Below are 26,739 nucleotides of genomic sequence, written 5' to 3' on the forward strand. Positions count from 1 at the left end.
CCCAGTCGTGTTCCGTCCCGTATATGGGTTTAACCCAATCGCAAGCAGTGTCCACTACCTCAACCCTTGCGGGTCCAGTTTGCGCGCAGCTCGCGATCAACATCGTCATCAGGCATGTGATTAACAGTCTGCTGTACATTGCTGGCCTCTTTCGTTGCTTCTACCCGGCGTTCGGCTACTGCTTCAGTGGCTGCGGCTTTTTCTTCGGTATTTTGCTTCTGAAACTTCGCTTCCGTTTTTGTGGTTCCTGAAGCATGACCAAAACCGAAAGCAGCAGCTATAGCACCGAGAACAGCAACAGCCAGCCCAATAATCATTTCCATATTCATATGGCCACCCGTTCCCTTACCCATCCGTAAACAAACGTCTCGTTCGCGCTTCGCTGTTCTGCCAGTTCGAGATAACGCTGACCCTGGCTACAATTCAGGGCCCGAAGCATAACCAGCTCACCCTCTTTTCCGCGCCGGGAAAGATAGCTTTTTAACGCGCTGATAGTTCGCGGACCAATAAAACCATCTGCAATCAGATCGGGATATAGCGTGCCCTGAATGTTGAAAACGTTCAGCCAGCGCTGGAACCATTTGGTCTGAACCGATGGGCCCATGTTTACACCTGTATCGCATAGTTCGGCGGCAATGGCTGGAGACACCTCAGAAACAAGATCAAAGCGTGGCCCTGTCCAGTAGTCGGCGGTCAGGATATCCAGCGCCTGTTGGCGGGTCAGGTTTCGCATATCCCCGGTGAATCCGTGGGCGCGAGCTACCGCTTGTGTGATCCCCCAGTTAGTTGGACCGCCCTTATCGTCAGGGTGATTAACGTAGCCGCCCTCTTTACCGAGGATGGCATTAAAAATTTCGTCTTTGGTCATGCGAATGCCTCAGGACGTCAATGATGCGTGCTACGTTTCCCCGAGCCCAGAGAACGGCGGCGCATATCAGTACGTTCACCACCACCACGAACCAGTGCGATTCATGGTACAGGCCGAACAGGTAACGGAAAGGAACGCTGGCGTATACCAGCACCGTGAAATAAGCCATCAGCGATATCAGAGGGCGATGTCTCGCCCCACCGCGCTGGTAGAACATCAGAGCAAGGACGATCACCCCACAGATTAGTGCATTCACCATAGCACTCGGATCACTTGTTACCATTGCTGGCCCCTCCACCACGTAAACGCGAGAGAATTCCAAACAGGCTACCCAAATCCTGACTGTTGACGAACGTCAGCAGCTTAATAGCAATAGCGGCTACGATTACCGCGCCCAGCGCATCAAGTGGCCTGTCGCTATACCCCGTCCATTTAGAGAAGTAAGAGCCAAGCAGTGGAGCGCCGATAACGCCGAAGATGAATGAGGTGATGAAGTAGCCCACCAGCTTAAGGCGGCTGATATTAACTGCCGTAGCGACGTAGAACACCGCACCAGCGAATGCGCCAAACACCACACCGTAATCTATGCCGGTTGCCAGGCCGAACATGCTGGCCCCCATCAGACCACCAGCCGCTACCGTAGTGCCAGAAACAGGATCGGACATTTAGCCCCCTCTTATTGCTGTGGATCCTCTCAGAAAAATTGAGGGGAAATAAAAAAGGCCGCCAGATGGCAGCCATTAAGGAAGATGTTTGGATTGAATAAATCAGGTGAGATCGACGATATGACAGGGGTACTGGTGCAATGCACCTTCGCGAATACCCCTGTCGTATCGCCGGATAACAAAAAACCCCGGCTGGCGGGGTTTAGAGTTTTTTCAAATTGTCGCTTTACATCGCTGCCATCGTGGCGCAGCTCTGCCAAGCATGAATGAATTATCTTATTTTCTGGCCCGTTTTCAACATCATTCCGAATAAATAGCACTTTTTGCTAATTCACACATGATCATTAATTTTCTTTCAGGCCCTTCCTCGCTGACAGAAACACCTTCGCCCTGAATATTTCCAGGCACCAGCGCACCCGCTTTCTGGCCTCGTTATCCGTAAGCCATGGTGCCAGGTTCTGCAGATCTCTGGTGATGTCCGATATTTTTTTTCGGGTGGTGTAATACTGGCGACCGACGATATAAACCGGATCCTTCAAATCAAACGCCTGCAGCACTACGTCTTCCATGAACTCAGCATCATCATTACTCATAGCCTCGTCAATTACGCTGGCCGATGGCTCCGGCCAGAGTATAGAACGAGCGCGTTTCATGGCCAGATCTCCGCGAAACCCCTCTTCTCTCGCCTGGTTCAGAGCCGCAGTAAAACGCTCCAGTGCTTTATCTGACCAGTTCTTCCCCTTAATGACATTCCAGCACGAGTGCCCACACGGTTTCGCCGGGGCAGTTCCGCCGCGAACACATTCGCCCCACACGGTAAGTAGAGATTTAATCCACCCGGACTGGACATCATTCAGGAGAATACTTTTCCCCAGCCAGCTCTTACGTGGTGCCATTGCTGTTTTTCCCAGCCCTTCAAAATACTGGCGTTTCTGGCGTGGCGTCATTTTATGTCCTCTATAATTATCATTCCGCTCTCGCCCCATACTTTTGATGTCCGGGCGTCCCAAATGTGGGAATCATCCTCAAACAAGGCGTCCAACAGAGATTTTTTTAAGTTGTCCAGATCGGGCTTTTGCTGATGGGGCTGACCGTCCATAGCTGCGCGTTTTTTCTTGCTCCAGCTCTTCGGCATCGGCAAAACGAAAGTGATATGGGCCCCGCTCTCCGGTACCTGGATTCCATGAAGACGGGCTTCATCGCAAAACAGGCGATAACGCATCACCGGCGGACGCTGTTTCCATTTATCACGGCGAGTCATGCGGGGTTTTCCTACTGGGGTGATGATGTATTTAGGCATAGAACATCCCTAGTTCGAGCAGGACCTGTTCCAGCAGCTGCAGCTCGGTACCGAAGTTGTTCTCCCATTGCTTACGGCCAGCATGAATGGCCACACCATAGCCGCCGTTGCGATGGTGCATATGGCACAGGGGAATTGATTTTCGATGGTCAGCGCGTTGGCTCGTTCCATGTCCGGTTCGGATATGGTGAATTTCCGCAGGCGTTTCGCCCAGATTCTGATTTCTGCACACGATGCAGCCCAGTGCGGCCACACGTGAAAGATGGAGGCTATCTGCTTTCTTCATGCTGGACCACCAGCATAAACAGAAATACCGCGCGTGATCGTGCGGTGAGGGGAATTCTGTGTAGTTCTTTGCGCCATCACTTTTCTCCGGTGATGGTGCGACAGGTGCTGGTTGTTCAGGCCAGCTTGATTATTATAAATCAGTTGTCAGGGTTGCGGAAGCGCTCAAGCCATTGTCGCAGTGCTTCCCGGGTAATCAGCATTGCTTCAGCAGGCACAGGGATAACAACAAAGGAGCCATCCTCCTGGCTCACCACTTCATAACGTCCTACAGGGCGAACGGCAGCAATTAATTCTTGCTCATTCATAACGAAAAATCCTATTCAATTCAGCTATCCCCCGAGGAATCGGGGCCGTCCCTTTTCTCCCTTCACACTCACCTCATTAACGGTTCCGCTTAGCCTGATGTCTAATAGGTTGCATAGATCATCTATGTCACCGATCGGTAGTAGCTTCAACTGCGTGAGGGAAATTCCGGGGGCTAAATTGTTGGCAGTTCGTCGTTGTTGATTTCTTTAATCAAAAAGATAACCACTCCGACCACCCGCACATCGTCCAGTGCATCACCTTCTATCACATCGCCATCAGGGGTAATTAATGACTTGCCCTGCACTCTCGCAAACTGCATGCCGCCGCAGAACGAGATCGCAACAGTATCTCCCGGCTGGGGGGCGCGGGTTATGTCTACGACAGCAAAGCCCGGCGAGATTTCGATTGCGCGGTATTGGCCATCTAAGCGGCAAAGACTGGCAAGCGTCATAGGGATTTCTGTGTTAGCGAGCGCTGGAGATGTATACGACATAATGCCTCCCGAAGAATTGACTGTATATTTATACAGTAACCCCATACAGGAAAATGATCAATGGATTAAGAGCACGAAACGTTAAAGGTTTTTTGGCATTAGACATAAAAAAACCCGCCGAAGCGGGTTTGTTTGTACTTAATTTCAAGCTGCATGCTTTCCGCTGCAGCTGCAAAGTGGAATCGGGAAAGGTCTCCCTTTTTTCGCATGACGCATCACGCCGTCTACACAAACAGAGTAGCGGAAAATGATCTCACACGGACAACCACATTTGCGACAGGTGCCCATAGCCATAGCTTCGGTTTCCCTGCTTACCTGTAAATCCACACAGGTTGCACTTTGTTAGGAGAACCACTACACTTCTGCTGTCTAAGAAGAGTGTCGCGGCTGGATTGCCTCCATACTCAACGGAACGTGTTAGCGCACTTTCCGCACCTGAAAGCCCTGTTAGCGCAGGGCTTTTTACATATAAAAGTCGAATGACATCTGCTGTGTTCTTACGCCAATCGCTTCCAGCGCGATATCTGCAAATGTATCTGCTTGCCATTCAGCATCCTCAACACGGGTTGGTTCTTTAGCTGAGAAGTGTAAGACCGGCTTGTGCCCAAGAAGCAAATGCCCTAATTCATGGAAAATAACAGCGAGAGCGTGCTCTTCCCCGAGGCAGGCATTTACATAAATCTTATTGGGCACAGTAATGGTTAGAGAGGCGGGGTCACAATGTCCGATTGTAAGATCGTACGTCAGGGCCTCCCAATCTTTATCCTCCATAACATCGAGAGTAACCCCATAAATTGACAGGCTTTCGAAAAACATGTCATAACGCTTTCTTCTGCGCTTTGAGGTTGTTAGTCCAATAGCATTACAGAAGTTAATAGCTCTGTAGGCTATTTCTTCTTCTTGCATTGGCGACACCCTGTTTCCTCTCATCTGGTACATAATCAACCCTCATTGTTATTAATCTTTTGCAGTAAATCTGCAAAGCTCTTTAACTGTTCTGGTGTGAATTGCGACTTAGCAAAGCCCGCCACCAGCATTTTCTGCTGCTGAGATAATCCATTTACCGGAACAGAATCGTTCGCAACCGCAGCAAGCTCCTGCAGCCCTTTAAGTTCTATACCCTTAGATTTGAAGTAAGAATCAATCTTCTTAATCCACTTTTGAGGTATTTTTTTGCTACCAGTTTCTAAACCACTGAGAAACGCAGGTGTTGTATCCAGTTCCTGGGACATAGTTAAAAGTGTGCTGCCAGTATCTATCCTCGCTTTTCTGACGGCCTTACCGAATTCAGTGAGTGCCATGATTTAATCCTCGATTGGTTGGTTTTAACAGACTCGCTCAGTGCGGGTCTGATGGGGCGCTTATAATCTAATGTCTTAACTTTACCACACCAAAAAATAAAATAAACCTTTTTGGTAAAAAAAATACACTCGCATTAGGAATCTCATCGATAAAAAACCCACCAAAGCGGGTAAGTGCTTAACCAGCAATCAATTCTTCTCACGGCAAGCACCTCCAGTAGGATTAAAACCACCAGCCAGAGTGCCCCTGATAACAGCTCCATCAGGTACATGCTTTCCCCTCCTAAAGCGGCGTGGATTTGACGTGCAAACGTGGTTCACCTTCCTTCGGTTCCGGCCATTTACGAGCCTTGTTCACAGCCAACTTATCAACCATGGCCTGAGTAATCTGCTCGTCACTTATGCCAGCGCGGCGCTGCGCGTCCCACATGAGGAACTGTATATCAGCCCACTCGCTGAGGTCACCGGGTTCTGCTGCTGCTTCCAGCGCTTCTTTGCTGAGGTGTTTTAGTGGTCCAATCGGGCCGACATTCCCGAAGGTTGCATCAGACCATTCAGCGTGCTCAGTGCGAACTTCATTACGTGATGAATTTTTACCCTGTAAGATATCCTTCATGCTCTTCACGGTTACCGTAAGTAGATCGATATCAGTGACTTTGCCGTGAACAATTTCTGATATGCGCTCAACGATAGCGCGGTAACCTGGACTATCGGCCCCCTGAAGGATGGTGGCACGATGCCTCAATAACTCCATCAATACATTTTCAAACAACCTGGCGTTCACCTCCACGGATCCATGAACACAACGCGAGTTACATTCGCTAATTACCGCCTGGGTTTCAGAGAGGATTTTTGTCAGACGTTCTGTGGTAATAATGCTCATGGGTTAGTCCTTCACAAAGATGATCCAGTGGGTTTTATCATTCTTCCCGGTACGCTGGCCAATGGCTGGCTTCTCGTCTGTCAGCGCCAATATCTGGCTCACCGGGATCTGAGTTTCATTCCATTTGAAAATGAGTACACCGTGTGGCCGCAATACACGGAACGCCTCTTTGAAACCTGCGCGCAAGTCAGAACGCCAAGTTTTTTTTTCAATCGCCCGTATTTTTTACCCATCCACGCCGTTTGACCGACACGCTCAAGGTGAGGAGGATCGAATACCACCACCGGGAACGAGGCATCAGCAAATGGCAGGTCGCGGAAATCAGCAATGAGATCTGGTCGAATTATCAGGCGGCGGCCATCGCACAGCTCATGCTCTTCGCTACGGATATCTGTGAAAAGCGCGCGCGTATCGCGTTTGTTGAACCAGAACATGCGGGAACCGCAGCACAAGTCCAATACAACATGCTCAGTCATACCAGGCCTCCAGCTCGCTCTGAATCTCATCGTCAATTTCAGCAATGGTGGCCTCTTCGTTCAGATGATCGCGCGCCTCCTTAAGGTATTTCCCGCGGCGTTCCTGATACCAGGCGCTAAATTCCGGAGACCAGCCTTTAATGCCAAAATCGAATCGGGCATTTTCTTCTGCCATTTCTTCAACCATGCTATCCGCAGTAACTAATGCTGCTGTGCGGATATAGCTGCGCAAATGGTATTTCCGCCAGTGCGGGTTTTTCTTCGAATCACAATGTGGTTTAAATTCAACTTCCCAGCGACGGATGCAACGTGCATAAAGTGATTTGCTCATCGAAAAATCTCCCTCCCAATCCAGAAAATTAACGTCCCGAAAATGCAGATATTGGTAATCAGGATCACCGCCAGAAAAACACGCGCCGGCAGCGTGTAACGCTTAATGAAGTGGTTGATGATGTTGCTCATGCTGTACCGCCTTTGATTCGGGCAATGACTGCATCAGCGGTTTCTCTCGCCTCATTCAATGGACGACGGGAAGTTGCTTCGCAGACTTGGTAGCTCAGGTCTTCCAGCGCCTTCAGCAGCTCTGTCTTCTGCTCGACCAGAGCTATGACCTCGACAGCAAGGTGGTGCATCGGCACGCCATCAACAGACCATGAATGCGTCGGTGGTAAATCCGGACCATTGTCATGCACCTGCACGTCAATCCGTTGGGAGGAGTTCTGCATCAGCGCCACAAGCTGGGTGTCAGTCATCATGCGCGGGGTCATACTGCCCCCTTGTCGTGTGAAAAACGTTTCAGGTCAAAATCGATGGTTGCGCGCTGGTTGCGAAAAATACCGCAGCGACCATGACGAACCAGACCACCCTGCTCTACAGCGGCCCGGAGATATTTCTCAGCGGTTGTTCGATGCAGGTTGAACATCGCAACGACGTCTTTCGTCGTGATACGCCCATGTTCTTTCACCAGCTCGATAATTCGGTTGATAATCCTGGTGCGCTCTTCATGCGTTTTTGGTCTTGGCATCGTTAAACCCTCCCACCAGCTTTTGCCATTTTTCCTGAAGCAACTGCCGGGCCGCTACCTCTCCATCAGGTGGGAACGAAAATCCCGCCCGGACGCCAGGGCAACCGTTCGAACAGCGAACCTCTGCCGAACCCCAGTTCATCCCGCGGCTGCGGACCCTAAGTGCAGGAGACATGCCGCATACAGGGCATTTCGGTAAATCAGTCATTCCCCAGCCCCTCCAGCAGATGCTTATGGCGGCGCAGCTCGCGAACGGCACTCTGAAGACGCTGCAGGTTAGACAGCTTCGCTTTCGTGCGGCGAATTTCGCTGGAGATGTAACGTGACGACGGAATAATCAGGTCGTCAGGGCGGGAAGCGAATGCTGGGATAGTCTCAATGATTTCTGCCGTTGTTTTTTCTGGCTTGGTAGATTCGGCTGTATCGGCTGAGGCCTGGCCGGTTTCAGGAAGAGACCATGTCACGCCCTTCCCACTTCCGTTTTTGATAACCACACCCTGGTGCTCAAAAGACAGCATTACAGAGACCATGCCGCGGGCATTACGTTCGACAGCTGCAGCCAGCGCAGCGGTTGTCATAGCTCCGTTCTTGCCAAGAAGCTGGCGGATGGCCTCAGCATCAACCGGTGCTGGTTCATCACCTTTCAGGCGCGGAGCCTGATGCGCTGGCGCCGCTGCCTGAGGTTTGATCGGCTTTCTGGCCTGCTCTTTAGCTGTACCGATTGACCATGCGCCATCGTAAAAATCACATAACCCCTGCTCTTTCTGCTCGCGCAACATGTTCAGCGCTTCCACGGGTTCGATATCCAGACGGGCAGCAACCTCGCGATATGTCGCTTTTTTCATGGCTTTCAGTGCATCAAGTACGGTTTCCATAATTTTCTCCTCAAAATTCACTTAACAGGTCTCAGGTGGCTAACGTTTCCGCGATAGCTCTCCCAGTCAAAGTTCACCCAAATGCCGTTATCCATACGCAGACGGTCAACAACCCTTTCACCCAGGGTTTCTACCAGCGCGTCGTAATTCAGGTTGGTCAGAACGCCAACCGGGCGCATAGCGGCCAGGCGACGATCGATAATCTGGTTCAACAAAACTTTTTCTCCGCGGCTGTCACGCTGAATGCCGACTTCGTCGAGCACCAGCAGATCAACTTTGCAGAGGTCGTCCAGCAGCGCGGCTTCAGAACGCCCTTCGTCATAACAGGCCCTGGCGCGAAGGGTCAGATCCGGAACCGTCACAATCAGGACCGTTCGCCCCTGTTTCAGCAGATAATTTCCAATGGCTGCTGAGAGGTGGTTTTTGCCAGTGCCCGGCTTTCCGGTGAAAACGAAACTCGCAAAGCCGGTTCCAAAATTTTGCGCATAGCTCTTTGCCATACTCAGGGCGTGGCGCTGGCCATCGCCGTTCACCGTGTAATTCGCGAAGCTGCAGCTGCGGTGCAGGTTCTGGATCCCGGATCGCCCGAAAATTTTCTCTGCACGAGCCTGCTGGTTGAGTTTGTCCACCTCAGCGGCACGCTTTAGCCCTTCCTCGCGCTGCCAGGCCATCAGCTCTGCGGCGCTCTTGAATTTGGGTTCTACGCCCTGCGGAATTACGCGGCGAAGGCGATCGAGAATGGAACCTGCGTTTTGCATGCTTACCCCCTGAATCCTGGCGGAACAGAGCTGTCAGGACGGGAGATCCGATTGATATCCCGGGCACCAGCCTGATTCTGAGCCGCTCCTGGCGATGGCAGTCGAAGAATTAAGTCATCCCATTTTTCGCGCAGTTTTGTCGGTGACATCACGTTCCGGCACCAGAACGGATCTCGCTGTACACGCGAAAACATTTCGCAAATTTGCTTATGTGTTCTGCCGTCAACGGCACACATCAGACGAATTTCGTTGGACCATGCAGCCCAGTTAGGCTCTTTGGGGCGCACCAGTTCCCCGTCTGTCTCAGCGGCTTTTTCATAAAGCTTGACGATGCGGTTCCACATCCACTGGGCGCAGGTCAGATCTTCCTTGCTTCCCCACTGTCGTTTTCCTGCATGGGCTACCACAGCCTCTGGGTGACGATTTAAAAACGCATCTTTGGACAGTTTCTCGTCCGGCAGCGAAGCGCCCGGACAAGAAGTGTTTTTATTCTCTGTAGTAGTCTCTGTAGTAATCTCTGTAGGATCGAAATGGGTTTTGCCTTCCCCGCGGGCTGGGCTTTCCCCTGTTCCCGAACAAGGGATTCCCTCGTTACCGACCTGGGCTTTGCCCATTCCCCGAAATGGGTTTTGCCCATTTGGTGATTTATCAATTACTTGCGTGAGAACCTGATCCACGCGCTCAAAGTTAACTTTGAAGTAAATCCGATGCTCCAGTCGCTTATGTGTCTCTACCAAAACCCCCAGACGTTTAAGCTTTTTCCGGGCGGTTAGCTGCTCTTCGTAACTCAGCCCGGTTTCATCCTGAATTTCCTCTGATGTTTTATGCACACCCAGATCAGAGGTGAGCTTGTCCATCCAGTAGGTCATCTGGCAAAAAAGAACTGTGGCGCTAACGCCGCCGAGGTATTCGGCCAGTGCCGGGTAATAGGCAACTGGACGACCGAACCCGCGAATGATGTCAGATGGATTCATGGCTTCACTGACCCTTATGCCGCTCGATGGCAGTGCAAGATATGAACCTTCACGCCAGCCATCTGCGCCAGCGCGTCGATCGCCTCCAGGGTCTCGCGGCGGATTACCGGTTGTGGTTTGCCGGTGAAGACCGCATTGGTGGCTTCGATACACTCTTTGTTAACCCTGGCTGCCTGGTAGTGCTTGCAGTCCTTCTGCGCCAGTTCGTTATCAATGGCGGTACGGATGGCATAGCTCAGGGCTTCAGCCTGTTTCAGGTAGTTCGGTGTATCGTTGCGGAACGCACGCTGAATAATCTGCTTGTTGTTGTGCAGCCGCCGCGCGTACTCGTCAGGGTCCGTCACGTTATCCAGTGACTGAAGCAGATCACCAAAGTGATGCGGGGTTATCAGCTGCGTCACCGTCTTCCAGCCCTTTTCCTGCGCCCAGGACTCCAGCTCGCATGCCAGCTTTTTGATTTCCATCAGTCAGACTCCTTTTGCTCATGGGTGGTAGCCTGTACAGGCAGCGCATCAGTAGGGTTTGGGTAGAGGGCTGGATCGAGCTGGTGTGGTGTCACCGCAAATCCAACGGCCCGACAAAATGGCAAGATCCTACGCGGCGGAAACTTGCCTGATGTGACCCATAAACTAACGTTTTGCTGACTCGTCTCTAATTGGCGAGCGATTTCTGCCTGATTGGTAATGCCAAATAACTTGTTTTTTGTTTGTGGTTGCATAAAAACCTCCGTTACACACTCACAAAATACAAAATGAATTTGTAATTGACAAGTTTTATTTTGTATGACGACAACAAGCTTTACTTGTAAACTAGAGGCATGAAAGAGAAACCCGAAACTGCTCAATACGAGACATCAGCCAAAAGGATCAAACAGGTCCTGTATGAACTTGGCTGGAACCAAAGCCAATTGGCTAAAGAGATTGGCGTTTCAGCCCAGGCGGTTCAGCTTTGGGCAAAGGGCGCATCACGGCCAAACGGACCTAATCTGACACGGTTATCTGAAGCAACAGGTAAGCCGGAAGCTTGGTTTTTTTCTGAGGAAGAACTGCCGCAAGAAAGCGTAAGGTTTGTGGATCCGGTCTTGGGAGCCAGCGCCGGAAATGAACTTTTGCCACTGACTGAAGAAGAGATTAGGCTGATTACGGTATATCGACAGTTCCCAAGCGTTGAAGCAAAAAACATGCTTCTCGCCTTCGAAATGCGTTACAAGCAGCTCTATGAATTCTTCATGAAGTACGCCAACCAGCCCAAAAAATAACCACGCCTACCCCATATAGCCTGGCCATTGGCCGGGCTTTGTTGTTTCCAATCCCCTCCAAAAAACTTTAATACGATATTTTTCAATAACATCCTTTACATTCTCCATTTTTATCATCTTTTTTATTTGTAATTATCAAATTGAACTTGTAGCCTTACAAGCATCGAAGCACAACAGGTGCGACAGGTAAACGTTCCGCCTACCCGGCGATAAGGGTGATTAGCCAAGCAAAGCAGCAACAGGGGTTCGAGATGGAAAAAGCATATGAAGAGTATTTCAACAGTCTGGCGGAAGGTGAAGAAGCACTGAGCTTTTCCGAGTTCGTCCAGGCAGTTTCATGAATGTGGCGTAAGCCAAAGGCTTGAAGGCGGTTTTCTCAGGTTGCGCGCTAAAGCTTAGCGGGGAGAACCTGGGGCGGAGAGCAAACCCCGCGATGCAGGACTTGAAATACCTGCACAGACCAATAAGCCGACTGGTAGCGTAACTGCCCTTTACATCTGCTCTGGCGAGGTGGCGCCGCCGGACCAGGGCAGATGAATCGTCCACAACATGTAAGCGCATTCCTCTTTTCACTGATGGGGATCGGTTTGTTAACTGGCGGAGTGCGCTTCCAGTTGTGGGCAATCGCAACTTGTAGCTGTGTTTAATATTGGTGGTATATGCGTTCCCGTGGTCTAGGCATATACCACCCTTTTTAAAGCTGGTTTCATAGTGGAGTGTTCATATATGGATAAGACACAATTAACACCGGAACAACAAATTGCCTGGGCACAGGGAAAACTAGTCACTTCAGTGTTTCTTCGTGATATTGCCGGATGCCATGCAGCATGGAAGGTATTACGGAAATACAGAAATTTTATTGTGCATCGCCAGCCTTATCAGGAATGGCGAAATAATTTAAAAGTAATTTAATTTTACCATCATAAAAACCATGCCTTAAACGGCAGGGGTTTTCACACCCTAAACTAGGAGTTAAAAATGAAAGTCAGCGTTACAACTGTTGAGCTGAATCTTGTTATCGTAAATAAAGAAATTACCACCTTTAATATTAACGGTGCCATTTCAGGCGTGGTTCATTTGCCATCCTCAGGCCCTGTAACCGTTGTGCTTGACGGTGGCTACGTGCTCGGTGAGTTTCATTGCCCGGTTTGCGCTGTTGAGCGCATTAGCTTGCTGTCTGTAAATTTCTCAGAAGCACAGAACGCTTGTGGCGTGTCTTATTACGATTACAAACGACAACAACTTAACTGATATGGATGACATCATTTGTCATTGCGCTGTTTGCTGCCATGAATATAAAAAATCGGAAATGCACGAAAGGAAAACAGACATATATCCCTTTAAGCGCACGATTTATTTATGTGAGCAATGCAATGAAAAAAGAGAAAAGCGTGACGCTTTAAGAAAGGTAAAACGCGGCATCCGCAAGCCATTTCATTCAACATCATTTTTCAAATATTAAACGAGGTTATTATGTCTGTTGAGTTAAAAGTATTTGGTGGTGCTTACTTCCCAAAAGATAAAGCATTAAAAAAACACCCCGATTTAAAACCGCTTGCCACAGCAGTTAATGCGGCCACAAAAGCTATCGCTGAAGCTGTTATTTTCGGCAAGCTGGCTGCTGAACACCCTGAACATATTGATGATTACTTTAAGGTGAAAATCTGGGAGCACCGTGAAGGTTTACCCTGCCCTGAGCTTGATGTTTTCTCGCCTGAATTTTTCGATACCGTGGCTATCTGGAATGTGAATGCCGGTGAACCTGCTTCTGCAACCCAGCCAGAACCTGAAGAAAGTGATGCCTCTCAGGAGGTAAAATTACTGTCCGTCAGCGGCTTCTCCACCTGCTTTCAGGCTGCGGCACTGGCTCTTTTTGGCCCGATACTTGAAGTTGACGCAGCACAATACAATCAAATCGTTGACCTTTCTGTTGATACAGAATGCACGCCGGAACGTGAGAACATGGAAGCAATTCACCATCTGCCACGCATTCTGTCTCTTCACCCGGAAAAACAAATTGAGTTAATGGCTTACGTGGGTCAGAAGCTGAAGCCCACATCCAAATGGCCAGAACGCGTAAAGGTTATGGAGAAGTGGCTGGATACCCCAGTTGATAAGCGGCCTCAGGCTGATAGCACTAACTTAGAAGATAACCGTACAGACACCGGCTCCACGCTGGGCGGTGACAACAAGACAGACCGCAGCCCGGATCTGGTTCATAACCTTTCTACGCTGCGTATCGAAGTGGCTGTTGCCATTCTGAGCATGTACGACGAGATCGACATCTACTCTATCCCAAATAAATTCTTCATCCCTGCCAAAGCAATGGCTGAATCAGAACAGGACACCCGCTTTAATGCATGGTGGAAAAAGCTTCGGGCTACCCCAGGAATTCTGGACTATTCACGCGCGGCCATCATCGCACTGATTAAATCCGCTCCGGAAGACCTCTGGATGGATCCTGTCGCCTTGCGTGAGTACATCAATCGCGAGCTGGTTGAATGTGACCATGCTAAACCTGACCGGAAAACGGTTGATATGGCCTGCCGCCCTAAACCTCGCACTAATGCTGAGAAAAATGAAAATGATGAAACCGAATCGACTGTATCGGGCGAAACTCTGCCACCAGCAATTTGTCCGGTCAAAGCTGCGCAACTCGACAAAGAACTTAAAGAGGCATTCGCTAAGAGCCCAGCATCAGAAAAGCAAGCCGATGATCAGCCACGGGTGGAAAACCTGGGCGGAGGAGTCTTCTCTATTGATGCACTGATTAATAATTCCCCCTCAAATGAAGTCGAAAAACAAGAAGTACCACCAGCGCTAAATGATCGTGAGATTGAAATCGCCCATGCATTAAACGAGCTGATGTCCGGGCGCACAAACATCGTTGATAAGGACGATATCGAATATCTCATCACCACCACGGGTAAAGATATCGAGCACCTTTACCCGCTACTGATTGCAGATATCACAACGACAGAATTTAATCTGTCGCCCGATTTCAGTGATGAAGAAGTACAGGACGTTGCTACTACGATCCTTGAAAAGTGGTCTGACGATATCAGTGTCCGCCAGGAAATCGCTCTTGATGCGATCGTGGAATACCGCCGTCCGGAACCACCAGAATCTGTCGTGCTAGATCCGCCAGCCGTTACTGCAAAACAGAAAACCGTGTCCGAACCAGCGCCTGAAACATCCGCGCCGTTTACGTCTGTTACCTACCTGCAACAGCTGACCATTGCAGCACTGCAGGGCTTATGTTCCAACCCGGCATATTGCAATCAGTATGAGGAATTACCGGCTATGGCTTCCGGGCTTGCCCACTGTGTTATCAGCCATCAGGAAGGTTCCTGTGCGTCTGATTAACCGAAGCAAACGAGACAGCATCGGCGGGCCAGCATGCGCCGCCGCGCTCAAATGCCATTTTGAGAAATATGGCGAGCATGGCCGCAGCGACAAACAGACGTTTTACACCATCAGGATCCAGGGGAGAAAAATTACGGTTGAGGTTGTAAACCGCCCACGTAGCTACGTGGCCACGGCAATGACCCGCGCCAGGAACCTCCAATGTCTGCCCGGGCTTGGTCGGTGATTTTTGACAATCAAATTACTATCTGCCGCTGCGGTATCGTGGCGGCGTCATGGAGTTAAGCATGGCGCAAATCATTTTTGATGAAGAGTGGATGGTGGCGGGAAAGCTCACTGAGAAAACGGGGCTGGATGACAGGCAAATAAAAGCTTATCGCCTCGGATGCTGGATTGAAGGGGTTCATTTTAAGCGAGTACCCGCGGTACCCGGTGGAGAAAGCAAACGCGCTTTGGTCTGGTACAACTTTCCGCTGATTAATAGATTTATTCAGGAAGCATGATGAACTTTCCAACCGGCGTTGAACTTCATAACGGAAAAATCAGGATCACGTTTACCTATCGCGGCATTCGCTGCCGCGAAGTTCTCCGGGGATGGGTGGTTAACAGCAGCAACATCAAGAAAGCGGGAAACCTTCGCGCCGTCATCGTGAGTGAGATCCAGTTCGGCCAGTTCGACTATGCGGCGCGCTTCCCTGAATCAAAGGCTCTTAAAAAATTCTCATCAACTAAGCGGATCACGACCTTTAAAGAGCTGAGCGAGTTTTTCATTGATACAAAAGCACTGGAGGTGTCTGGGGCTACGCTGCATTCACTCACGTCTGCAGTTAACACACTGAAACGCGTTGTAGGAGAAAATACCCCCCTGGCTGATATTCAGCACGCCGATATCCTTAATTACCGCAAAGAGCTGCTGACCGGCAGCGTGTTAAACCCTTCAATGCCAAACCTGGTTAAAAAGGGACGCGCGCCCTCAACAGTCAATAAACAGATGGCGGTTTTATCAGAAATGCTGAAGCTTGCGAATCGAAGTCAGTTTATATTACACGCTCCTTATGAGGGCGTATCCCGGCTCAAGCTATCTAAGGCAGACCCCGATCCGCTTCTACTTCATGAGTACCAGGCACTGATTTCCGCCCTTCCCCGAAAGCTGGCTTTGATCATCATTGTAGCCGTCCACACGGGAATGAGGCCCGGCGAGATTTGTGCTCTGGCGTGGGAGGATATCGATCTGAGAAAAGGTGAAGTTCACGTATCAAGAAGCCTGACGAACAAGCGGGTGTTTGTGCCGCCGAAAACAGATGCAGGTATACGAACGATCACCCTGCTTAAGCCTGCACATGATGCGTTGCTGGAGCAGTTCGAAACCACAGGCAATAACCCAAGACAGCAGATCATTTTCCATCACCGGGAAATCGGCAAAACAGAGCCACAAAATCTGCGGTTTGTGTTTTCCCCGGAAAAGAAATCATCAGTGAATGAGAACTTTTTTTCCAAAAACTCGATTTCGTATGGATGGAAAAGGGGCACTAAACTTTCGGGAATACGTGAGAGAAATCCTTATCAGTCCCGACACACATTCGCGTGCTGGACGCTTATGGCTGGTGCTAACCCTTCCTTTATCGCCAGCCAGATGGGCCATGAGGATGCGCGCATGGTGTATGAGGTTTATTCGAAGTGGATCGGCGATATGAACCAGGACCAGGTCAACATGCTGAACAATCATATGCCGACAGCTTTGCCCCCAGGACGCCCCCAAGGTATTGGGAACATTAAAAAAGTCATTTAATTTCATGACGCTGGTTTCAAACTCCATAATCAGCGTTAAACTATTCATACCATTAATTTAGGGAGAAGAGATGATGCGCGTATTGGTTGTTGAGGATAATGCATTGCTACGCCATCACCTGAAAGTACAACTTCAGGAGATGGGACATCAGGTGGACGATGCCGAAGATGCAAAAGAAGCCGATTATTATCTCAATGAACACCTGCCGGATATCGCCATTGTCGATTTAGGGCTACCTGATGAAGACGGTTTGTCGTTAATTCGTCGCTGGCGCAGCCATGATGTTTCTCTCCCGGTTCTGGTTCTGACCGCCCGTGAAGGCTGGCAGGACAAAGTTGAAGTGCTCAGTGCGGGTGCAGATGATTACGTCACCAAACCGTTTCATATTGAAGAGGTGGCGGCGCGCATGCAGGCACTGTTACGCCGCAACAGCGGGCTGGCTTCGCAGGTTATCTCCATCCCTCCGTTCCAGGTTGATCTCTCCCGACGGGAATTAGCCATCAACGATGAAGTGATTAAGCTGACCGCTTTCGAATACACCATCATGGAAACGCTGATCCGTAACAGCGGTAAAGTAGTGAGCAAGGATTCCCTGATGCTCCAGCTCTACCCCGATGCCGAGTTGCGTGAGAGCCACACCATTGATGTGTTGATGGGTCGTTTGCGTAAGAAAATTCAGATGCAGTACCCACAGGACGTGATCACCACCGTCCGTGGTCAGGGCTACCTGTTCGAATTACGCTAAATGAGACGGATTTTGCGCCACATACTGCCCCTCTCGCTACGGGTTCGTTTTTTACTGGCAACGGCCGCCGTTGTCCTGGTGTTATCGCTTTCGTACGGTATGGTGGCGCTGGTGGGTTACAGCGTCAGCTTTGATAAAACGACCTTTCGGCTGTTGCGCGGTGAAAGCAATCTGTTTTATACCCTGGCGAAGTGGGAAAACAACAAAATCACCGTAGAAATGCCGGAAAACCTCAACCAGCAAAGCCCAACGCTGGCCCTGATTTATAACGAAAAGGGAAAGTTGCTATGGGCACAGCGTGATATTCCCTGGCTGGTCGACAGTATTCGCCCTGAGTGGCTTAAAACCAACGGGTTTCATGAAATTGAGGCCGATCTTAATATCACCAGTTCGCTGATACGTGAAGATCGCTCCCTGCAAAAGAAACTGAATGAGATCCGCGCCGATGATGCCGAAACGGAAATGACCCACTCCGTTGCAATCAATATCTATCCGGCGACGATGAACATGCCGCAGTTGACCATCGTGGTAATCGACACCATTCCGGTCGAACTGAAACGTTCTTATATGGTCTGGAGTTGGTTCATCTATGTTCTGGCCGCGAATCTACTGCTGGTGATCCCGCTACTGTGGGTGGCGGCATGGTGGAGCTTGCGCCCCATCGAATCACTGGCGAAAGAGGTTCGCGAACTGGAAGAGCATCACCGTGAAAAGCTCAACCCGGAAACCACACGTGAACTGACAAGCCTTGTGCGGAACCTCAACCGCCTGCTGAAAAGCGAGCGCGAGCGCTATGACAAATACCGCACCACACTTACCGACCTGACACACAGCCTCAAGACGCCGCTGGCGGTAATGCAAAGTACATTGCGTTCAATGCGCAGTTCAAAACTCAGCGTCGATGATGCCGAGCCAGTGATGCTAGAGCAAATCAGCCGTATCTCTCAGCAAATTGGTTACTATCTGCATCGCGCCAGCATGCGCTCGGGTAGCGCGTTATTAAGCCGCGAATTGCATCCTGTAGCGCCACTGCTGGATAATCTCACGTCTGCGCTGAACAAGGTTTACCAGCGAAAAGGGGTAAATATCAGCCTTGATATCTCGCCGGAGATCAGCTTCGTCGGCGAGAAAAATGATTTCATGGAAGTGATGGGGAACCTGCTCGACAACGCCTGCAAGTATTGCCTGGAGTTTGTTGAAGTGTCGGCGCGTCAGACAGAGGACGAACTGCACATTATTGTTGAAGATGACGGCCCGGGCATTCCACGCAATAAACGTGAAATGGTGTTCGACCGTGGCCAGCGTGCCGACACACTGCGTCCCGGCCAGGGCGTGGGATTATCTGTCGCACGTGAGATTGTCGACCAGTACGATGGCAACATCGAAACCGGTGAAAGCTTACTTGGCGGCGCCAGAATGGAAGTGATTTTTGGTCGTCAGCAGCCCATATCGAACGATAGTTAACCCGTTATGTGAAAAATGCGAGGATCTCGCACCCAGGCTCCTGAGCTTCCGTTATAATCCGAGTCAATAAGAGCCTGCGGAATAAAAAAATATGGACTATCACTTAACACTTAACTGGCCCGAGTTTATTGAACGTTACTGGCAAAAACGCCCGGTGGTTCTGAAACGCGGGTTCAGCAATTTTATCGATCCCATCTCGCCTGACGAGCTGGCCGGTCTGGCCATGGAAAACGAAGTCGACAGCCGCCTGGTCAGCCATCAGGACGGGAAATGGCAGGTCAGCCACGGTCCATTCGAAAGCTATGATCACCTGGGTGAAAACAACTGGTCACTGCTGGTGCAGGCGGTCAACCACTGGCACCAGCCTACTGCCGCATTAATGCGTCCGTTCCGTGCTTTGCCCGACTGGCGAATGGACGATCTGATGATCTCCTTCTCCGTACCTGGGGGCGGTGTGGGTCCGCATCTGGATCAGTACGACGTGTTTATCATTCAGGGGACTGGCCGCCGCCGCTGGCGCGTGGGTGAAAAAGTGCCAATGAAACAGCACTGCCCTCATCCGGACCTGCTGCAGGTCGATCCCTTTGAAGGGATCATCGACGAAGAACTGGAGCCGGGTGATATTCTCTATATTCCGCCAGGATTCCCGCACGAAGGCTATTCGCTGGAAAACTCACTGAACTACTCTGTCGGGTTCCGTGCACCAAGCGGTCGCGAGATGATTAGCGGCTTTGCCGACTATGTTCTGCAACGCGAACTGGGCAGCTATCGTTACAGCGATCCCGATGTCCCTGCGCGCGAGCACCCGGCAGATATCCTGCCAGAAGAGCTGGATAAACTGCGCGGTATGATGCTGGATTTGATCAACGAGCCCGAACATTTCAAACAGTGGTTTGGTGAGTTTGTCAGTCAGTCCCGCCACGAACTGGATGTTGCGCCGCCAGAGCCACCGTATCAGGCCGATGAAATTTATGATGCGTTGCAACAGGGCGATAAGCTGGTTCGTCTGGGCGGGTTGCGCGTTCTGCGGATTGGCGAAGATGTGTTCGTCAATGGCGAGAAGCTGGATTCTCCACACCGTCCGGCGCTGGACGCCATCGCCAGCCATCTGGTGCTAACGGCTGATACCTTCGGCGATGCACTGGAAGATCCCTCTTTCCTCGCGATGCTCTCTGCACTTGTAAACAGCGGGTACTGGTTTTTTGAGGACTGAGTCATAAGCATTTGCCCGGTGTTGCTACGCTTACCGGGCAATGTCTTACCGCTTCGCGGTTAACTCCGCTATCCGCACAATCACTTTCACTGCTTTTTCCATCCCTTCCAGCGTCACGAACTCATGCTTACCGTGGTAGTTATACCCGCCAGTGAACAGGTTCGGACAAGGCAGCCCCATAAATGACAGCTGTGATCCATCAGTGCCGCCACGAATTGGTTTTAAGATCGGTTCAATGTCGCAATCGCGCATCGCCTGCTGGGCGATATCAATAATATGCGGATGCGCCATCACCTTCTCGCGCATATTGTAATAGCTGTCTTCGATGATCAGCTCTATATAGCAGTCAGGGTGCAAACCCTTCCCGACCTTCTTCGCGATCTCCATCATCTTGCGCTTGCGCGCTTCAAACGCTTTGCGGTCAAAATCGCGGATGATGTAGTGCATCTGCGCGTTGTCTACAGTGCCCTTAATGCTGGTCAGATGATAGAAACCTTCATAGCCTTCAGTCTGCTCCGGACTTTCTTCAACCGGTACTTCCGCATGAATACGTGATGCCAGCGACAACGCATTCACCATCACTCCTTTGGCGGAGCCCGGATGAACATTGTTCCCGACAATCTTGATCGTCACCGATGCGGCATTGAAGTTTTCATACTCCAGCTCACCTACACCACCACCATCGACGGTATAAGCCCACTTCGCGTTAAAGGCTTCCACATCAAAATGTTTCGCCCCCTTTCCGACCTCTTCATCAGGCGTGAATGCCACACGAATATCACCATGTGGGATATTTTTGCCCTTCAGTACCGCCAGCGCGGTCATGATTTCCGCGATACCCGCCTTGTCATCTGCCCCCAGCAATGTTTTCCCGTCGGTGGTGATCAGCGTCTGGCCGAGTAACTGGTGCAGTACCGGGAACATCACCGGAGAGAGCACCTCGTCACCAATGCCCAGCGCAATATCACCGCCTCGGTAGTTTTCAACAATCTGCGGGTTCACATGCTTGCCGCTAAAGTCCGGAGAGGTGTCGACATGGGAGATAAAGCCAATCGCCGGAATATCGCCCGGGACATTTGCAGGCAGCGTTCCCATCACAGTGCCTTTATCGCTTAACGTGACGTTCACCAGCCCCATGGCGTCAAGCTGCTCTTTAAGCAGATTTAATAACTTCCACTGGCCTTCGGTGCTCGGCACCTGGCGGACACCCGGTTTAGATTGGGTATCCAGCGAAACGTACTGTAAAAAACGCTCAAGTAATTTATCCATGCAGTCACCCTCACTTTTTGTGACAACATTATCAATAAGCATCAAAACGCAAATATTGCGTCAGGTCACTTTTATCCCGCAAACGAGAATATTTTCCGTTTATATCGTTATACGCTAGTAAATGTAGCTTATGAATCAGTGACAAGGATTGGCGATTCCAGTGGTTTACCGTAGAATGTCCGCCCTCATTACGAGTCACCAAGGTGGTTACACACAAACCCCGCTTCAGTCTGCTGCCTGAGGCGTCTATATGGGACAGCGCAAAAATTGAATACACAATCCCGTTCACGTTCACCGCTGGTGCAACTGGAACGAATTCGTAAGAGTTTTGATGGTAAAGAGGTTATTTCAGAGCTCAACCTGACCATCAATGACGGTGAGTTCCTCACGCTACTTGGCCCCTCTGGCTGCGGCAAAACAACCGTACTGCGCCTTATCGCCGGGCTGGAAAATGTCGATAACGGCATTATCCATCTTGAAAACCTGGATATTACCCAGGTCCCCGCTGAATATCGTCACGTTAACACCGTCTTTCAGAGCTATGCGCTTTTCCCGCATATGACCGTGTTCGAAAACGTGGCATTTGGTTTGCGCATGCAAAAAACGCCGGCCAGCGAAATCCCACCACGTGTCACTGAAGCGCTGCGTATGGTGCAACTGGAAGAGTTTGCTCAGCGTAAGCCTCATCAGCTTTCCGGCGGTCAGCAACAGCGTGTGGCCATCGCCCGCGCCGTGGTGAATAAACCGCGTCTACTCCTGCTGGATGAGTCTCTTTCAGCGCTGGATTACAAATTACGCAAGCAGATGCAGAACGAGCTTAAAGCCCTGCAGCGCAAGCTTGGCATTACCTTTGTGTTCGTGACCCACGACCAGGAAGAGGCGCTGACCATGTCGGATCGTATCGTGGTCATGCGCGACGGCAAAATCGAACAGGACGGTACCCCGCGCGAAATCTACGAAGAGCCGAAAAACCTGTTCGTGGCCAGCTTCATTGGTGAGATCAATATCTTCAATGCCACGGTGATTGAACGTCTGGACGACCAGCGCGTGCGCGCCAGTGTTGAAGGACGCGAGTGCAATATCACGGTGAATTTCCCCGTCGAAAAGGGACAAAAACTCAACGTTCTGCTGCGTCCGGAAGATCTGCGTGTCGATGAAATTCACGGCAATACAGAGGCCGAGGGGCTTATTGGCTATATCCGCGAACGGAACTATAAAGGGATGACGCTGGAATCTGTTGTCGAACTGGAGAACGGCAAAATGGTGATGGTCAGCGAGTTCTTTAATGAGGACGACCCTGACTTCGACCACTCACTCGACCAGAAAATGGTTATTAACTGGGTAGAAAGCTGGGAGGTTGTACTGACTGATGAAGAACACAAGTAAATTCCAGAATGTGGTGATTGCCACTATCGTCGGTTGGCTTGTGTTATTTGTCTTTCTACCCAACCTGATGATCATTGCCACCAGCTTCCTTACCCGGGACGATACAAACTTCGTTTCGCTGGTTTTTACGCTGGATAACTACGCGCGCCTGCTCGATCCGCTCTATTTTGACGTGCTTCTTCATTCACTCAATATGGCGCTGTTCGCCACTGTTGCCTGTCTGGTGCTCGGTTATCCATTCGCGTGGTTTCTGGCGCATCTGCCGCAAAAGGTCCGCCCGGTACTGCTGTTTTTACTGATTGTTCCCTTCTGGACGAACTCGCTCATCCGAATTTATGGCCTGAAGCTCTTCCTCAGCACGAAGGGTTATCTCAATGAGTTTCTGCTGTGGCTGGGGGTGATTGAAACGCCAATGCGCATCATGTTTACGCCGGGCGCAGTGATCGTTGGACTGGTCTATATCCTGTTGCCGTTTATGGTAATGCCGCTCTACTCCAGCATTGAAAAGCTGGATAAACCCCTGCTGGAAGCGGCTAAAGATTTGGGGGCAAGTAAACTGCAGACCTTTACCCGTATTATCATCCCGCTGACCATGCCCGGTATTATCGCGGGTTGTCTGCTGGTGATGTTGCCGGCGATGGGGCTATTTTACGTTTCTGACCTGATGGGTGGGGCGAAAAACCTGCTGATTGGTAATGTCATTAAGAGCCAGTTCCTCAACATTCGTGACTGGCCGTTCGGTTCGGCCACCAGCATTACCCTGACGGTGGTAATGGGCCTGATGCTGCTGGTTTACTGGCGTGCCTCACGTTTACTGAACAAAAAGGTGGAGCTTGAATGATCGGTCGACTGCTTCGCGGCGGTTTTATGACCGCCATTTACGCTTACCTTTATATCCCGATTATCATTTTGATCGTGAACTCGTTTAACAGCTCACGCTTCGGAATTAACTGGCAGGGATTTACCACCAACTGGTACAGCCTGCTGATGAACAACGACAGCCTGCTGCAGGCCGCTCAGCATTCCCTGACGATGGCGATATTCTCGGCCACCTTCGCGACGCTGATTGGCTCCCTCACCGCTGTAGCACTCTACCGCTATCGTTTTCGTGGCAAACCGTTTGTCAGCGGCATGCTGTTTGTGGTGATGATGTCACCCGATATCGTCATGGCAATTTCGCTGCTGGTGCTGTTTATGCTGCTGGGCGTTCAGCTTGGCTTCTGGTCACTGCTGTTTTCCCATATCACCTTCTGCCTGCCGTTTGTGGTCGTGACTGTTTTTGCGCGCCTGAAAGGGTTCGACGTGCGCATGCTGGAAGCGGCGAAAGATCTGGGTGCCAGTGAGATGACCATCCTGCGCAAAATCATCCTGCCGCTGGCGATGCCCGCCGTGGCAGCTGGATGGCTACTTAGCTTTACCCTGTCAATGGATGACGTTGTCGTCTCCTCCTTTGTGACAGGGCCGAGCTACGAAATTCTGCCACTGAAGATCTATTCAATGGTAAAAGTCGGCGTCTCACCTGAGGTGAACGCGCTGGCGACCATTCTGTTGGTGTTCTCGCTGGTGCTGGTGATTGCCAGCCAGGTTATTGCTCGTGATAAAACAAAATCTCAGGGGACAATGAAATGAAAAAAATACTTGCCGCTGCGGCACTGGTGCTTGGAATGGGTGCCGCACATGCCGATGACAGCAAAACACTCTACTTCTACAACTGGACCGAATATGTGCCGCCAGGCCTGCTGGAACAGTTCACGAAAGAGACAGGCATCAAGGTTATCTATTCCACCTATGAGTCGAATGAAACCATGTATGCCAAGCTGAAAACGTACAAAGAAGGCGCGTACGATCTGGTCGTTCCCTCAACCTACTTTGTCGATAAAATGCGCAAAGAGGGCATGATCCAGAAGATCGATAAAACGAAGTTAACCCATTTTTCAAACCTCGATCCTGAGATGCTCAACAAGCCGTTCGACCCCAATAACGACTACTCCATTCCGTATATCTGGGGTGCAACAGCCATCGGTATTAACAGCGATGCGATCGATCCTAAAACCGTCACCAGCTGGGCCGATCTGTGGAAACCGGAATACAAAAGTAGCCTGTTGTTAACCGATGACGCACGCGAAGTGTTCCAGGTGGCGCTACGCAAGCTGGGTTACTCAGGTAACACAACGGATCCAAAAGAGATTGAAGCGGCGTATAACGAGCTCAAAAAGCTGATGCCTAACGTGGCGGCCTTCAACTCTGATAACCCGGCAAACCCGTATATGGAAGGTGAAGTGAACCTGGGCATGGTCTGGAACGGCTCAGCATATGTCGCCCGCCAGGCCGGTACACCGCTTGAGGTGGTCTGGCCGAAAGAAGGCGGTATCTTCTGGATGGATAGTCTCGCAATTCCTGCCAATGCGAAAAACGTGGATGGTGCTCTGAAGCTGATTAACTTCCTGCTGCGCCCGGACGTGGCTAAACAGGTTGCTGAGACGATTGGCTATCCGACACCAAACCTGGCTGCGCGCAAACTGCTCAGCCCGGCTGTGGCGAACGATAAATCGCTTTATCCGGATGCCCAGACCATCAGCAAAGGTGAATGGCAAAACGATGTCGGTGACGCCAGCCGCCTTTACGAGGAGTACTATCAGAGATTGAAAGCGGGCAGATAAATACACCGCGTACTTCCTCACGCCGTCTGCACGGCGTGAGGAAGCGTTTAACTCACAGCATTCTCCCCCGCCCAGAGTGTCGCCCTTCGCATTGCCTCGACCACATCCTCATCTGAAAGACCGAGCGCCTGACGAACTCTGGTCGCATCATCCCACCGTTGCTGCTCATAATAACGGCAAAGCGTAACCATATCGGATAACTGTCCTTCATGATGGCACAGCGCATTGCTCACACTCTGTGGCACCGCGATTTGCTTCATCAGCTCAGCCATTGGCAGTTCAAGGAGGGTATCAAGCAGTGAAAACAGACCGCACATGAAGGCATTTTCAGCCAGCGTCGGTTCGTTCATCTTCTCTGCAATCAATTCACAGAACTTACCGCGCATCATGCTCAACGGGTAGAGCTCGCTGACGGTATCATTCCCCGCACTCGCCAGGACCACGACGGCAACAAACCGTCTGAGCTGGTTTTCCCCGAGATACCTGAGCACTTCGCTCAGCGTTAACTTACTGAAATTACAGGCGCCGACATGTTTAAATGCCGTGTGCTTCATGTAGCGCATGATTTTATACGACAAAGTGAGATCGGTTTTTATCAACGACTCGATGATTCGAAAATCAGGTTTATTGCGTCCAACTTCCATTTGCAGACGGAAAATAGCCAGCTGATTTTGCGACAATCGTTTATATTTAATCACCTCCGGACGGCAGAAAAAATATCCCTGAAAAAGAGAAAAACCTTCATCCCGGTATAGTTTGAATTCCTCTTTAGTCTCAATTTTTTCAGCGAGATATTTAATATGTCCGGTCAGGTGATTACGTTCATTCAGATACTGTTTAATTTGCGCTAAGGAATAATTTCTGACATCGAATTTCAGTATTGAAATATAGGGTAAAAAAGCATCCCACTCCGGAGCAAGGGTGAAATCATCGAGCGCGAAGCGGTATCCGTGCGCATGCATTTCCCTGACTGCCAACAATAACTCTTCCCCCGGAACAGCATCTTCCAGGATCTCGATAACCACTTTCTCTTTATCAAGCGCCTCTCCACTACGGTCAATGACCATCCTGGAGGGAAAATTAATAAACGACACATGTGACCCGGCGATGCGCTGAGAGGGCACACATAAAAACTGGTCTGATATCATTCTGGATGTGGCATATTCCGCCGACACATCCGGAAAACGGTTTGTCATCCCATCTCTGAAAAGCAGCTCATAAGCTACCGTATTCATATCAGGATTAAAAATGGGTTGTCGCGCGATAAATCCGTACATATCCCATCCTCCTCTACAACTTTATATTTATTAGCATCCTCTTTCTACACGACGATAACGAGCATTATCGAGTACTATTTTGATTGAATGCACAAAATAAA

At 50.4% G+C, this 26,739-nt stretch carries 35 protein-coding genes and 2 pseudogenes; 14 read left to right on the forward strand and 23 right to left on the reverse strand.

Annotated features, from left to right (window positions below; translation table 11 throughout):
* Window positions 1–59 precede the first annotated feature (59 nt).
* From HED65_RS08080 to HED65_RS08180, 21 genes and pseudogenes are all read right to left on the reverse strand, one after another.
* Window positions 60–329 carry a hypothetical protein gene (locus tag HED65_RS08080; protein WP_114978169.1) on the reverse strand — a complete coding sequence of 90 codons (270 nt, stop codon included), beginning with the start codon at window positions 327–329 and terminating at the stop codon, window positions 60–62.
* Complete coding sequence (locus HED65_RS08085; protein ID WP_114978170.1) at window positions 326–868, reverse strand: glycoside hydrolase family 108 protein; 543 nt, start codon at window positions 866–868, stop codon at window positions 326–328. The genes HED65_RS08080 and HED65_RS08085 overlap by 4 nt, the downstream gene beginning before the upstream one ends.
* Window positions 846–1,151, reverse strand: coding sequence for a phage holin family protein (locus HED65_RS08090; RefSeq protein ID WP_114978171.1), 306 nt, complete (start codon window positions 1,149–1,151; stop codon window positions 846–848). The genes HED65_RS08085 and HED65_RS08090 overlap by 23 nt, the downstream gene beginning before the upstream one ends.
* Window positions 1,138–1,533, reverse strand: coding sequence for a phage holin family protein (locus HED65_RS08095; RefSeq protein WP_022648767.1), 396 nt, complete (start codon window positions 1,531–1,533; stop codon window positions 1,138–1,140). Before HED65_RS08095 ends, HED65_RS08090 begins: the two co-directional genes overlap by 14 nt.
* 344 nt (window positions 1,534–1,877) lie before the next feature.
* Window positions 1,878–2,480, reverse strand: coding sequence for a hypothetical protein (locus HED65_RS08100; RefSeq protein ID WP_114978172.1), 603 nt, complete (start codon window positions 2,478–2,480; stop codon window positions 1,878–1,880).
* On the reverse strand, window positions 2,477–2,833 hold the full coding sequence (locus HED65_RS08105) for a RusA family crossover junction endodeoxyribonuclease (protein ID WP_114978173.1): 357 nt from the start codon (window positions 2,831–2,833) through the stop codon (window positions 2,477–2,479). Before HED65_RS08105 ends, HED65_RS08100 begins: the two co-directional genes overlap by 4 nt.
* On the reverse strand, window positions 2,826–3,119 hold the full coding sequence (locus HED65_RS08110; RefSeq protein ID WP_114978174.1) for a Ref family recombination enhancement nuclease: 294 nt from the start codon (window positions 3,117–3,119) through the stop codon (window positions 2,826–2,828). Before HED65_RS08110 ends, HED65_RS08105 begins: the two co-directional genes overlap by 8 nt.
* A gap of 139 nt (window positions 3,120–3,258) precedes the next feature.
* The gene (locus HED65_RS08115; RefSeq protein ID WP_164881290.1) at window positions 3,259–3,426 is read right to left on the reverse strand and encodes a hypothetical protein; all 168 of its coding nucleotides are present in this window, start codon (window positions 3,424–3,426) and stop codon (window positions 3,259–3,261) included.
* 173 nt (window positions 3,427–3,599) lie between these two features.
* Window positions 3,600–3,878: a hypothetical protein gene (locus tag HED65_RS08120; protein WP_114978175.1), complete on the reverse strand. Its 279-nt coding sequence runs from the start codon at window positions 3,876–3,878 to the stop codon at window positions 3,600–3,602.
* 504 nt (window positions 3,879–4,382) lie between these two features.
* Window positions 4,383–4,826, reverse strand: coding sequence for an ImmA/IrrE family metallo-endopeptidase (locus tag HED65_RS08125; RefSeq protein WP_223256814.1), 444 nt, complete (start codon window positions 4,824–4,826; stop codon window positions 4,383–4,385).
* A 35-nt stretch (window positions 4,827–4,861) separates the two neighbouring features.
* Entirely contained in the window at window positions 4,862–5,221 is a 360-nt protein-coding gene (locus HED65_RS08130; RefSeq protein ID WP_032663365.1) for a helix-turn-helix domain-containing protein, read from the reverse strand.
* Window positions 5,222–5,510: 289 nt separating this feature from the next.
* Window positions 5,511–5,810 (reverse strand): annotated as a pseudogene (locus HED65_RS22650) (DUF550 domain-containing protein); the annotation flags it as partial.
* A 297-nt stretch (window positions 5,811–6,107) separates the two neighbouring features.
* Window positions 6,108–6,580 (reverse strand): annotated as a pseudogene (locus HED65_RS08140) (class I SAM-dependent methyltransferase).
* Window positions 6,573–6,911: a hypothetical protein gene (locus HED65_RS08145; RefSeq protein ID WP_114978176.1), complete on the reverse strand. Its 339-nt coding sequence runs from the start codon at window positions 6,909–6,911 to the stop codon at window positions 6,573–6,575. The pseudogene HED65_RS08140 and the gene HED65_RS08145 overlap by 8 nt, the downstream one beginning before the upstream one ends.
* 127 nt (window positions 6,912–7,038) lie before the next feature.
* Window positions 7,039–7,347: a hypothetical protein gene (locus HED65_RS08150; protein ID WP_114978177.1), complete on the reverse strand. Its 309-nt coding sequence runs from the start codon at window positions 7,345–7,347 to the stop codon at window positions 7,039–7,041.
* Entirely contained in the window at window positions 7,344–7,604 is a 261-nt protein-coding gene (locus tag HED65_RS08155; RefSeq protein WP_114978178.1) for a DUF977 family protein, read from the reverse strand. Before HED65_RS08155 ends, HED65_RS08150 begins: the two co-directional genes overlap by 4 nt.
* Before the next feature lie 200 nt (window positions 7,605–7,804).
* Window positions 7,805–8,479, reverse strand: coding sequence for a DUF1627 domain-containing protein (locus HED65_RS08160; protein ID WP_114978179.1), 675 nt, complete (start codon window positions 8,477–8,479; stop codon window positions 7,805–7,807).
* A gap of 17 nt (window positions 8,480–8,496) precedes the next feature.
* On the reverse strand, window positions 8,497–9,237 hold the full coding sequence (locus HED65_RS08165) for an ATP-binding protein (protein ID WP_102752837.1): 741 nt from the start codon (window positions 9,235–9,237) through the stop codon (window positions 8,497–8,499).
* A gap of 2 nt (window positions 9,238–9,239) precedes the next feature.
* The gene (locus HED65_RS22915) at window positions 9,240–10,211 is read right to left on the reverse strand and encodes a phage replication protein O (RefSeq protein ID WP_168112382.1); all 972 of its coding nucleotides are present in this window, start codon (window positions 10,209–10,211) and stop codon (window positions 9,240–9,242) included.
* 14 nt (window positions 10,212–10,225) lie between these two features.
* A complete protein-coding gene (locus tag HED65_RS08175) occupies window positions 10,226–10,675 on the reverse strand; it encodes a toxin YdaT family protein (protein ID WP_114978180.1) in 450 nt (149 codons plus the stop codon).
* Window positions 10,675–10,929: a helix-turn-helix domain-containing protein gene (locus tag HED65_RS08180; protein ID WP_102752834.1), complete on the reverse strand. Its 255-nt coding sequence runs from the start codon at window positions 10,927–10,929 to the stop codon at window positions 10,675–10,677. Before HED65_RS08180 ends, HED65_RS08175 begins: the two co-directional genes overlap by 1 nt.
* A gap of 99 nt (window positions 10,930–11,028) precedes the next feature.
* Here HED65_RS08180 and HED65_RS08185 point away from each other — a divergent pair, with 99 nt between their 5' ends.
* The 10 genes from HED65_RS08185 to HED65_RS08230 all read left to right on the forward strand — a co-directional run bounded on the left by HED65_RS08185 (window position 11,029) and on the right by HED65_RS08230 (window position 20,046).
* Window positions 11,029–11,469 carry a helix-turn-helix domain-containing protein gene (locus HED65_RS08185; protein WP_114978181.1) on the forward strand — a complete coding sequence of 147 codons (441 nt, stop codon included), beginning with the start codon at window positions 11,029–11,031 and terminating at the stop codon, window positions 11,467–11,469.
* Window positions 11,470–12,195: 726 nt separating this feature from the next.
* Complete coding sequence (locus HED65_RS08190) at window positions 12,196–12,381, forward strand: hypothetical protein (RefSeq protein WP_147279786.1); 186 nt, start codon at window positions 12,196–12,198, stop codon at window positions 12,379–12,381.
* A 66-nt stretch (window positions 12,382–12,447) separates the two neighbouring features.
* A complete protein-coding gene (locus HED65_RS08195) occupies window positions 12,448–12,720 on the forward strand; it encodes a hypothetical protein (protein WP_114978182.1) in 273 nt (90 codons plus the stop codon).
* Window positions 12,721–12,942: 222 nt separating this feature from the next.
* Window positions 12,943–14,835, forward strand: a complete 1,893-nt coding sequence (locus tag HED65_RS08200) for a RecE-related exodeoxyribonuclease (RefSeq protein WP_114978183.1) — start codon at window positions 12,943–12,945, stop codon at window positions 14,833–14,835.
* A complete protein-coding gene (locus HED65_RS08205) occupies window positions 14,756–15,061 on the forward strand; it encodes a DUF4060 family protein (protein WP_209313352.1) in 306 nt (101 codons plus the stop codon). Before HED65_RS08200 ends, HED65_RS08205 begins: the two co-directional genes overlap by 80 nt.
* A 61-nt stretch (window positions 15,062–15,122) precedes the next feature.
* Window positions 15,123–15,338: an excisionase family protein gene (gene xisR / locus HED65_RS08210; RefSeq protein ID WP_010429804.1), complete on the forward strand. Its 216-nt coding sequence runs from the start codon at window positions 15,123–15,125 to the stop codon at window positions 15,336–15,338.
* Window positions 15,338–16,624 carry a site-specific integrase gene (locus HED65_RS08215; RefSeq protein ID WP_114978185.1) on the forward strand — a complete coding sequence of 429 codons (1,287 nt, stop codon included), beginning with the start codon at window positions 15,338–15,340 and terminating at the stop codon, window positions 16,622–16,624. Before xisR ends, HED65_RS08215 begins: the two co-directional genes overlap by 1 nt.
* 73 nt (window positions 16,625–16,697) lie before the next feature.
* Entirely contained in the window at window positions 16,698–17,369 is a 672-nt protein-coding gene (phoP, locus tag HED65_RS08220) for a two-component system response regulator PhoP (protein WP_114978376.1), read from the forward strand.
* A complete protein-coding gene (gene phoQ, locus HED65_RS08225; RefSeq protein ID WP_114978186.1) occupies window positions 17,370–18,833 on the forward strand; it encodes a two-component system sensor histidine kinase PhoQ in 1,464 nt (487 codons plus the stop codon).
* A gap of 91 nt (window positions 18,834–18,924) precedes the next feature.
* A complete protein-coding gene (locus tag HED65_RS08230) occupies window positions 18,925–20,046 on the forward strand; it encodes a ribosomal protein uL16 3-hydroxylase (protein ID WP_114978187.1) in 1,122 nt (373 codons plus the stop codon).
* 45 nt (window positions 20,047–20,091) lie between these two features.
* Here the strand turns inward: HED65_RS08230 and pepT are convergent, their stop codons facing one another.
* Window positions 20,092–21,315 carry a peptidase T gene (pepT, locus tag HED65_RS08235; protein ID WP_114978188.1) on the reverse strand — a complete coding sequence of 408 codons (1,224 nt, stop codon included), beginning with the start codon at window positions 21,313–21,315 and terminating at the stop codon, window positions 20,092–20,094.
* A 237-nt stretch (window positions 21,316–21,552) separates the two neighbouring features.
* Between pepT and potA the strand changes: the two genes are divergently transcribed.
* The 4 genes from potA to potD are packed head-to-tail and all read left to right on the forward strand — an operon-like array spanning window position 21,553 to window position 25,361.
* Window positions 21,553–22,701: a spermidine/putrescine ABC transporter ATP-binding protein PotA gene (gene potA, locus HED65_RS08240; RefSeq protein WP_168112385.1), complete on the forward strand. Its 1,149-nt coding sequence runs from the start codon at window positions 21,553–21,555 to the stop codon at window positions 22,699–22,701.
* Entirely contained in the window at window positions 22,685–23,542 is an 858-nt protein-coding gene (gene potB, locus HED65_RS08245; RefSeq protein WP_114978190.1) for a spermidine/putrescine ABC transporter permease PotB, read from the forward strand. The genes potA and potB overlap by 17 nt, the downstream gene beginning before the upstream one ends.
* The gene (gene potC / locus HED65_RS08250) at window positions 23,539–24,330 is read left to right on the forward strand and encodes a spermidine/putrescine ABC transporter permease PotC (protein ID WP_014169603.1); all 792 of its coding nucleotides are present in this window, start codon (window positions 23,539–23,541) and stop codon (window positions 24,328–24,330) included. The genes potB and potC overlap by 4 nt, the downstream gene beginning before the upstream one ends.
* Window positions 24,327–25,361 carry a spermidine/putrescine ABC transporter substrate-binding protein PotD gene (potD, locus tag HED65_RS08255; protein ID WP_114978191.1) on the forward strand — a complete coding sequence of 345 codons (1,035 nt, stop codon included), beginning with the start codon at window positions 24,327–24,329 and terminating at the stop codon, window positions 25,359–25,361. Before potC ends, potD begins: the two co-directional genes overlap by 4 nt.
* A gap of 47 nt (window positions 25,362–25,408) precedes the next feature.
* On the opposite strand, the gene HED65_RS08260 is transcribed toward potD, so the two are convergent.
* On the reverse strand, window positions 25,409–26,638 hold the full coding sequence (locus HED65_RS08260; RefSeq protein ID WP_114978192.1) for an EAL and HDOD domain-containing protein: 1,230 nt from the start codon (window positions 26,636–26,638) through the stop codon (window positions 25,409–25,411).
* Between the last annotated feature and the right edge of the window lie 101 nt (window positions 26,639–26,739).

This window comes from Pantoea sp. LS15 (assembly GCF_012241585.1).
Classification (GTDB): Bacteria; Pseudomonadota; Gammaproteobacteria; order Enterobacterales; family Enterobacteriaceae; genus Enterobacter.

Coding starts and splice junctions, on each gene's coding strand:
- HED65_RS08130 (WP_032663365.1), bottom strand. CDS start 5,221: ATGGCACTCACTGAATTCGGTAAGGCCGTCAGAAAAGCGAGGATAGAT.
- HED65_RS08095 (WP_022648767.1), bottom strand. CDS start 1,533: ATGTCCGATCCTGTTTCTGGCACTACGGTAGCGGCTGGTGGTCTGATG.
- HED65_RS08115 (WP_164881290.1), bottom strand. CDS start 3,426: ATGAATGAGCAAGAATTAATTGCTGCCGTTCGCCCTGTAGGACGTTAT.
- HED65_RS08190 (WP_147279786.1), top strand. CDS start 12,196: ATGGATAAGACACAATTAACACCGGAACAACAAATTGCCTGGGCACAG.
- potB (WP_114978190.1), top strand. CDS start 22,685: ATGAAGAACACAAGTAAATTCCAGAATGTGGTGATTGCCACTATCGTC.
- HED65_RS08205 (WP_209313352.1), top strand. CDS start 14,756: ATGAGGAATTACCGGCTATGGCTTCCGGGCTTGCCCACTGTGTTATCA.
- HED65_RS08120 (WP_114978175.1), bottom strand. CDS start 3,878: ATGACGCTTGCCAGTCTTTGCCGCTTAGATGGCCAATACCGCGCAATC.
- xisR (WP_010429804.1), top strand. CDS start 15,123: ATGGCGCAAATCATTTTTGATGAAGAGTGGATGGTGGCGGGAAAGCTC.
- HED65_RS08145 (WP_114978176.1), bottom strand. CDS start 6,911: ATGAGCAAATCACTTTATGCACGTTGCATCCGTCGCTGGGAAGTTGAA.
- HED65_RS08180 (WP_102752834.1), bottom strand. CDS start 10,929: ATGCAACCACAAACAAAAAACAAGTTATTTGGCATTACCAATCAGGCA.
- HED65_RS08125 (WP_223256814.1), bottom strand. CDS start 4,826: ATGCAAGAAGAAGAAATAGCCTACAGAGCTATTAACTTCTGTAATGCT.
- HED65_RS08110 (WP_114978174.1), bottom strand. CDS start 3,119: ATGAAGAAAGCAGATAGCCTCCATCTTTCACGTGTGGCCGCACTGGGC.
- HED65_RS08090 (WP_114978171.1), bottom strand. CDS start 1,151: ATGGTAACAAGTGATCCGAGTGCTATGGTGAATGCACTAATCTGTGGG.
- HED65_RS08160 (WP_114978179.1), bottom strand. CDS start 8,479: ATGGAAACCGTACTTGATGCACTGAAAGCCATGAAAAAAGCGACATAT.
- HED65_RS08175 (WP_114978180.1), bottom strand. CDS start 10,675: ATGGAAATCAAAAAGCTGGCATGCGAGCTGGAGTCCTGGGCGCAGGAA.
- HED65_RS22915 (WP_168112382.1), bottom strand. CDS start 10,211: ATGAATCCATCTGACATCATTCGCGGGTTCGGTCGTCCAGTTGCCTAT.
- phoQ (WP_114978186.1), top strand. CDS start 17,370: ATGAGACGGATTTTGCGCCACATACTGCCCCTCTCGCTACGGGTTCGT.
- HED65_RS08155 (WP_114978178.1), bottom strand. CDS start 7,604: ATGCCAAGACCAAAAACGCATGAAGAGCGCACCAGGATTATCAACCGA.
- pepT (WP_114978188.1), bottom strand. CDS start 21,315: ATGGATAAATTACTTGAGCGTTTTTTACAGTACGTTTCGCTGGATACC.
- HED65_RS08195 (WP_114978182.1), top strand. CDS start 12,448: ATGAAAGTCAGCGTTACAACTGTTGAGCTGAATCTTGTTATCGTAAAT.
- HED65_RS08260 (WP_114978192.1), bottom strand. CDS start 26,638: ATGTACGGATTTATCGCGCGACAACCCATTTTTAATCCTGATATGAAT.
- potD (WP_114978191.1), top strand. CDS start 24,327: ATGAAAAAAATACTTGCCGCTGCGGCACTGGTGCTTGGAATGGGTGCC.
- phoP (WP_114978376.1), top strand. CDS start 16,698: ATGCGCGTATTGGTTGTTGAGGATAATGCATTGCTACGCCATCACCTG.
- HED65_RS08165 (WP_102752837.1), bottom strand. CDS start 9,237: ATGCAAAACGCAGGTTCCATTCTCGATCGCCTTCGCCGCGTAATTCCG.
- HED65_RS08185 (WP_114978181.1), top strand. CDS start 11,029: ATGAAAGAGAAACCCGAAACTGCTCAATACGAGACATCAGCCAAAAGG.
- HED65_RS08080 (WP_114978169.1), bottom strand. CDS start 329: ATGAATATGGAAATGATTATTGGGCTGGCTGTTGCTGTTCTCGGTGCT.
- HED65_RS08150 (WP_114978177.1), bottom strand. CDS start 7,347: ATGACCCCGCGCATGATGACTGACACCCAGCTTGTGGCGCTGATGCAG.
- HED65_RS08105 (WP_114978173.1), bottom strand. CDS start 2,833: ATGCCTAAATACATCATCACCCCAGTAGGAAAACCCCGCATGACTCGC.
- HED65_RS08100 (WP_114978172.1), bottom strand. CDS start 2,480: ATGACGCCACGCCAGAAACGCCAGTATTTTGAAGGGCTGGGAAAAACA.
- HED65_RS08215 (WP_114978185.1), top strand. CDS start 15,338: ATGAACTTTCCAACCGGCGTTGAACTTCATAACGGAAAAATCAGGATC.
- HED65_RS08085 (WP_114978170.1), bottom strand. CDS start 868: ATGACCAAAGACGAAATTTTTAATGCCATCCTCGGTAAAGAGGGCGGC.
- HED65_RS08230 (WP_114978187.1), top strand. CDS start 18,925: ATGGACTATCACTTAACACTTAACTGGCCCGAGTTTATTGAACGTTAC.
- potC (WP_014169603.1), top strand. CDS start 23,539: ATGATCGGTCGACTGCTTCGCGGCGGTTTTATGACCGCCATTTACGCT.
- HED65_RS08200 (WP_114978183.1), top strand. CDS start 12,943: ATGTCTGTTGAGTTAAAAGTATTTGGTGGTGCTTACTTCCCAAAAGAT.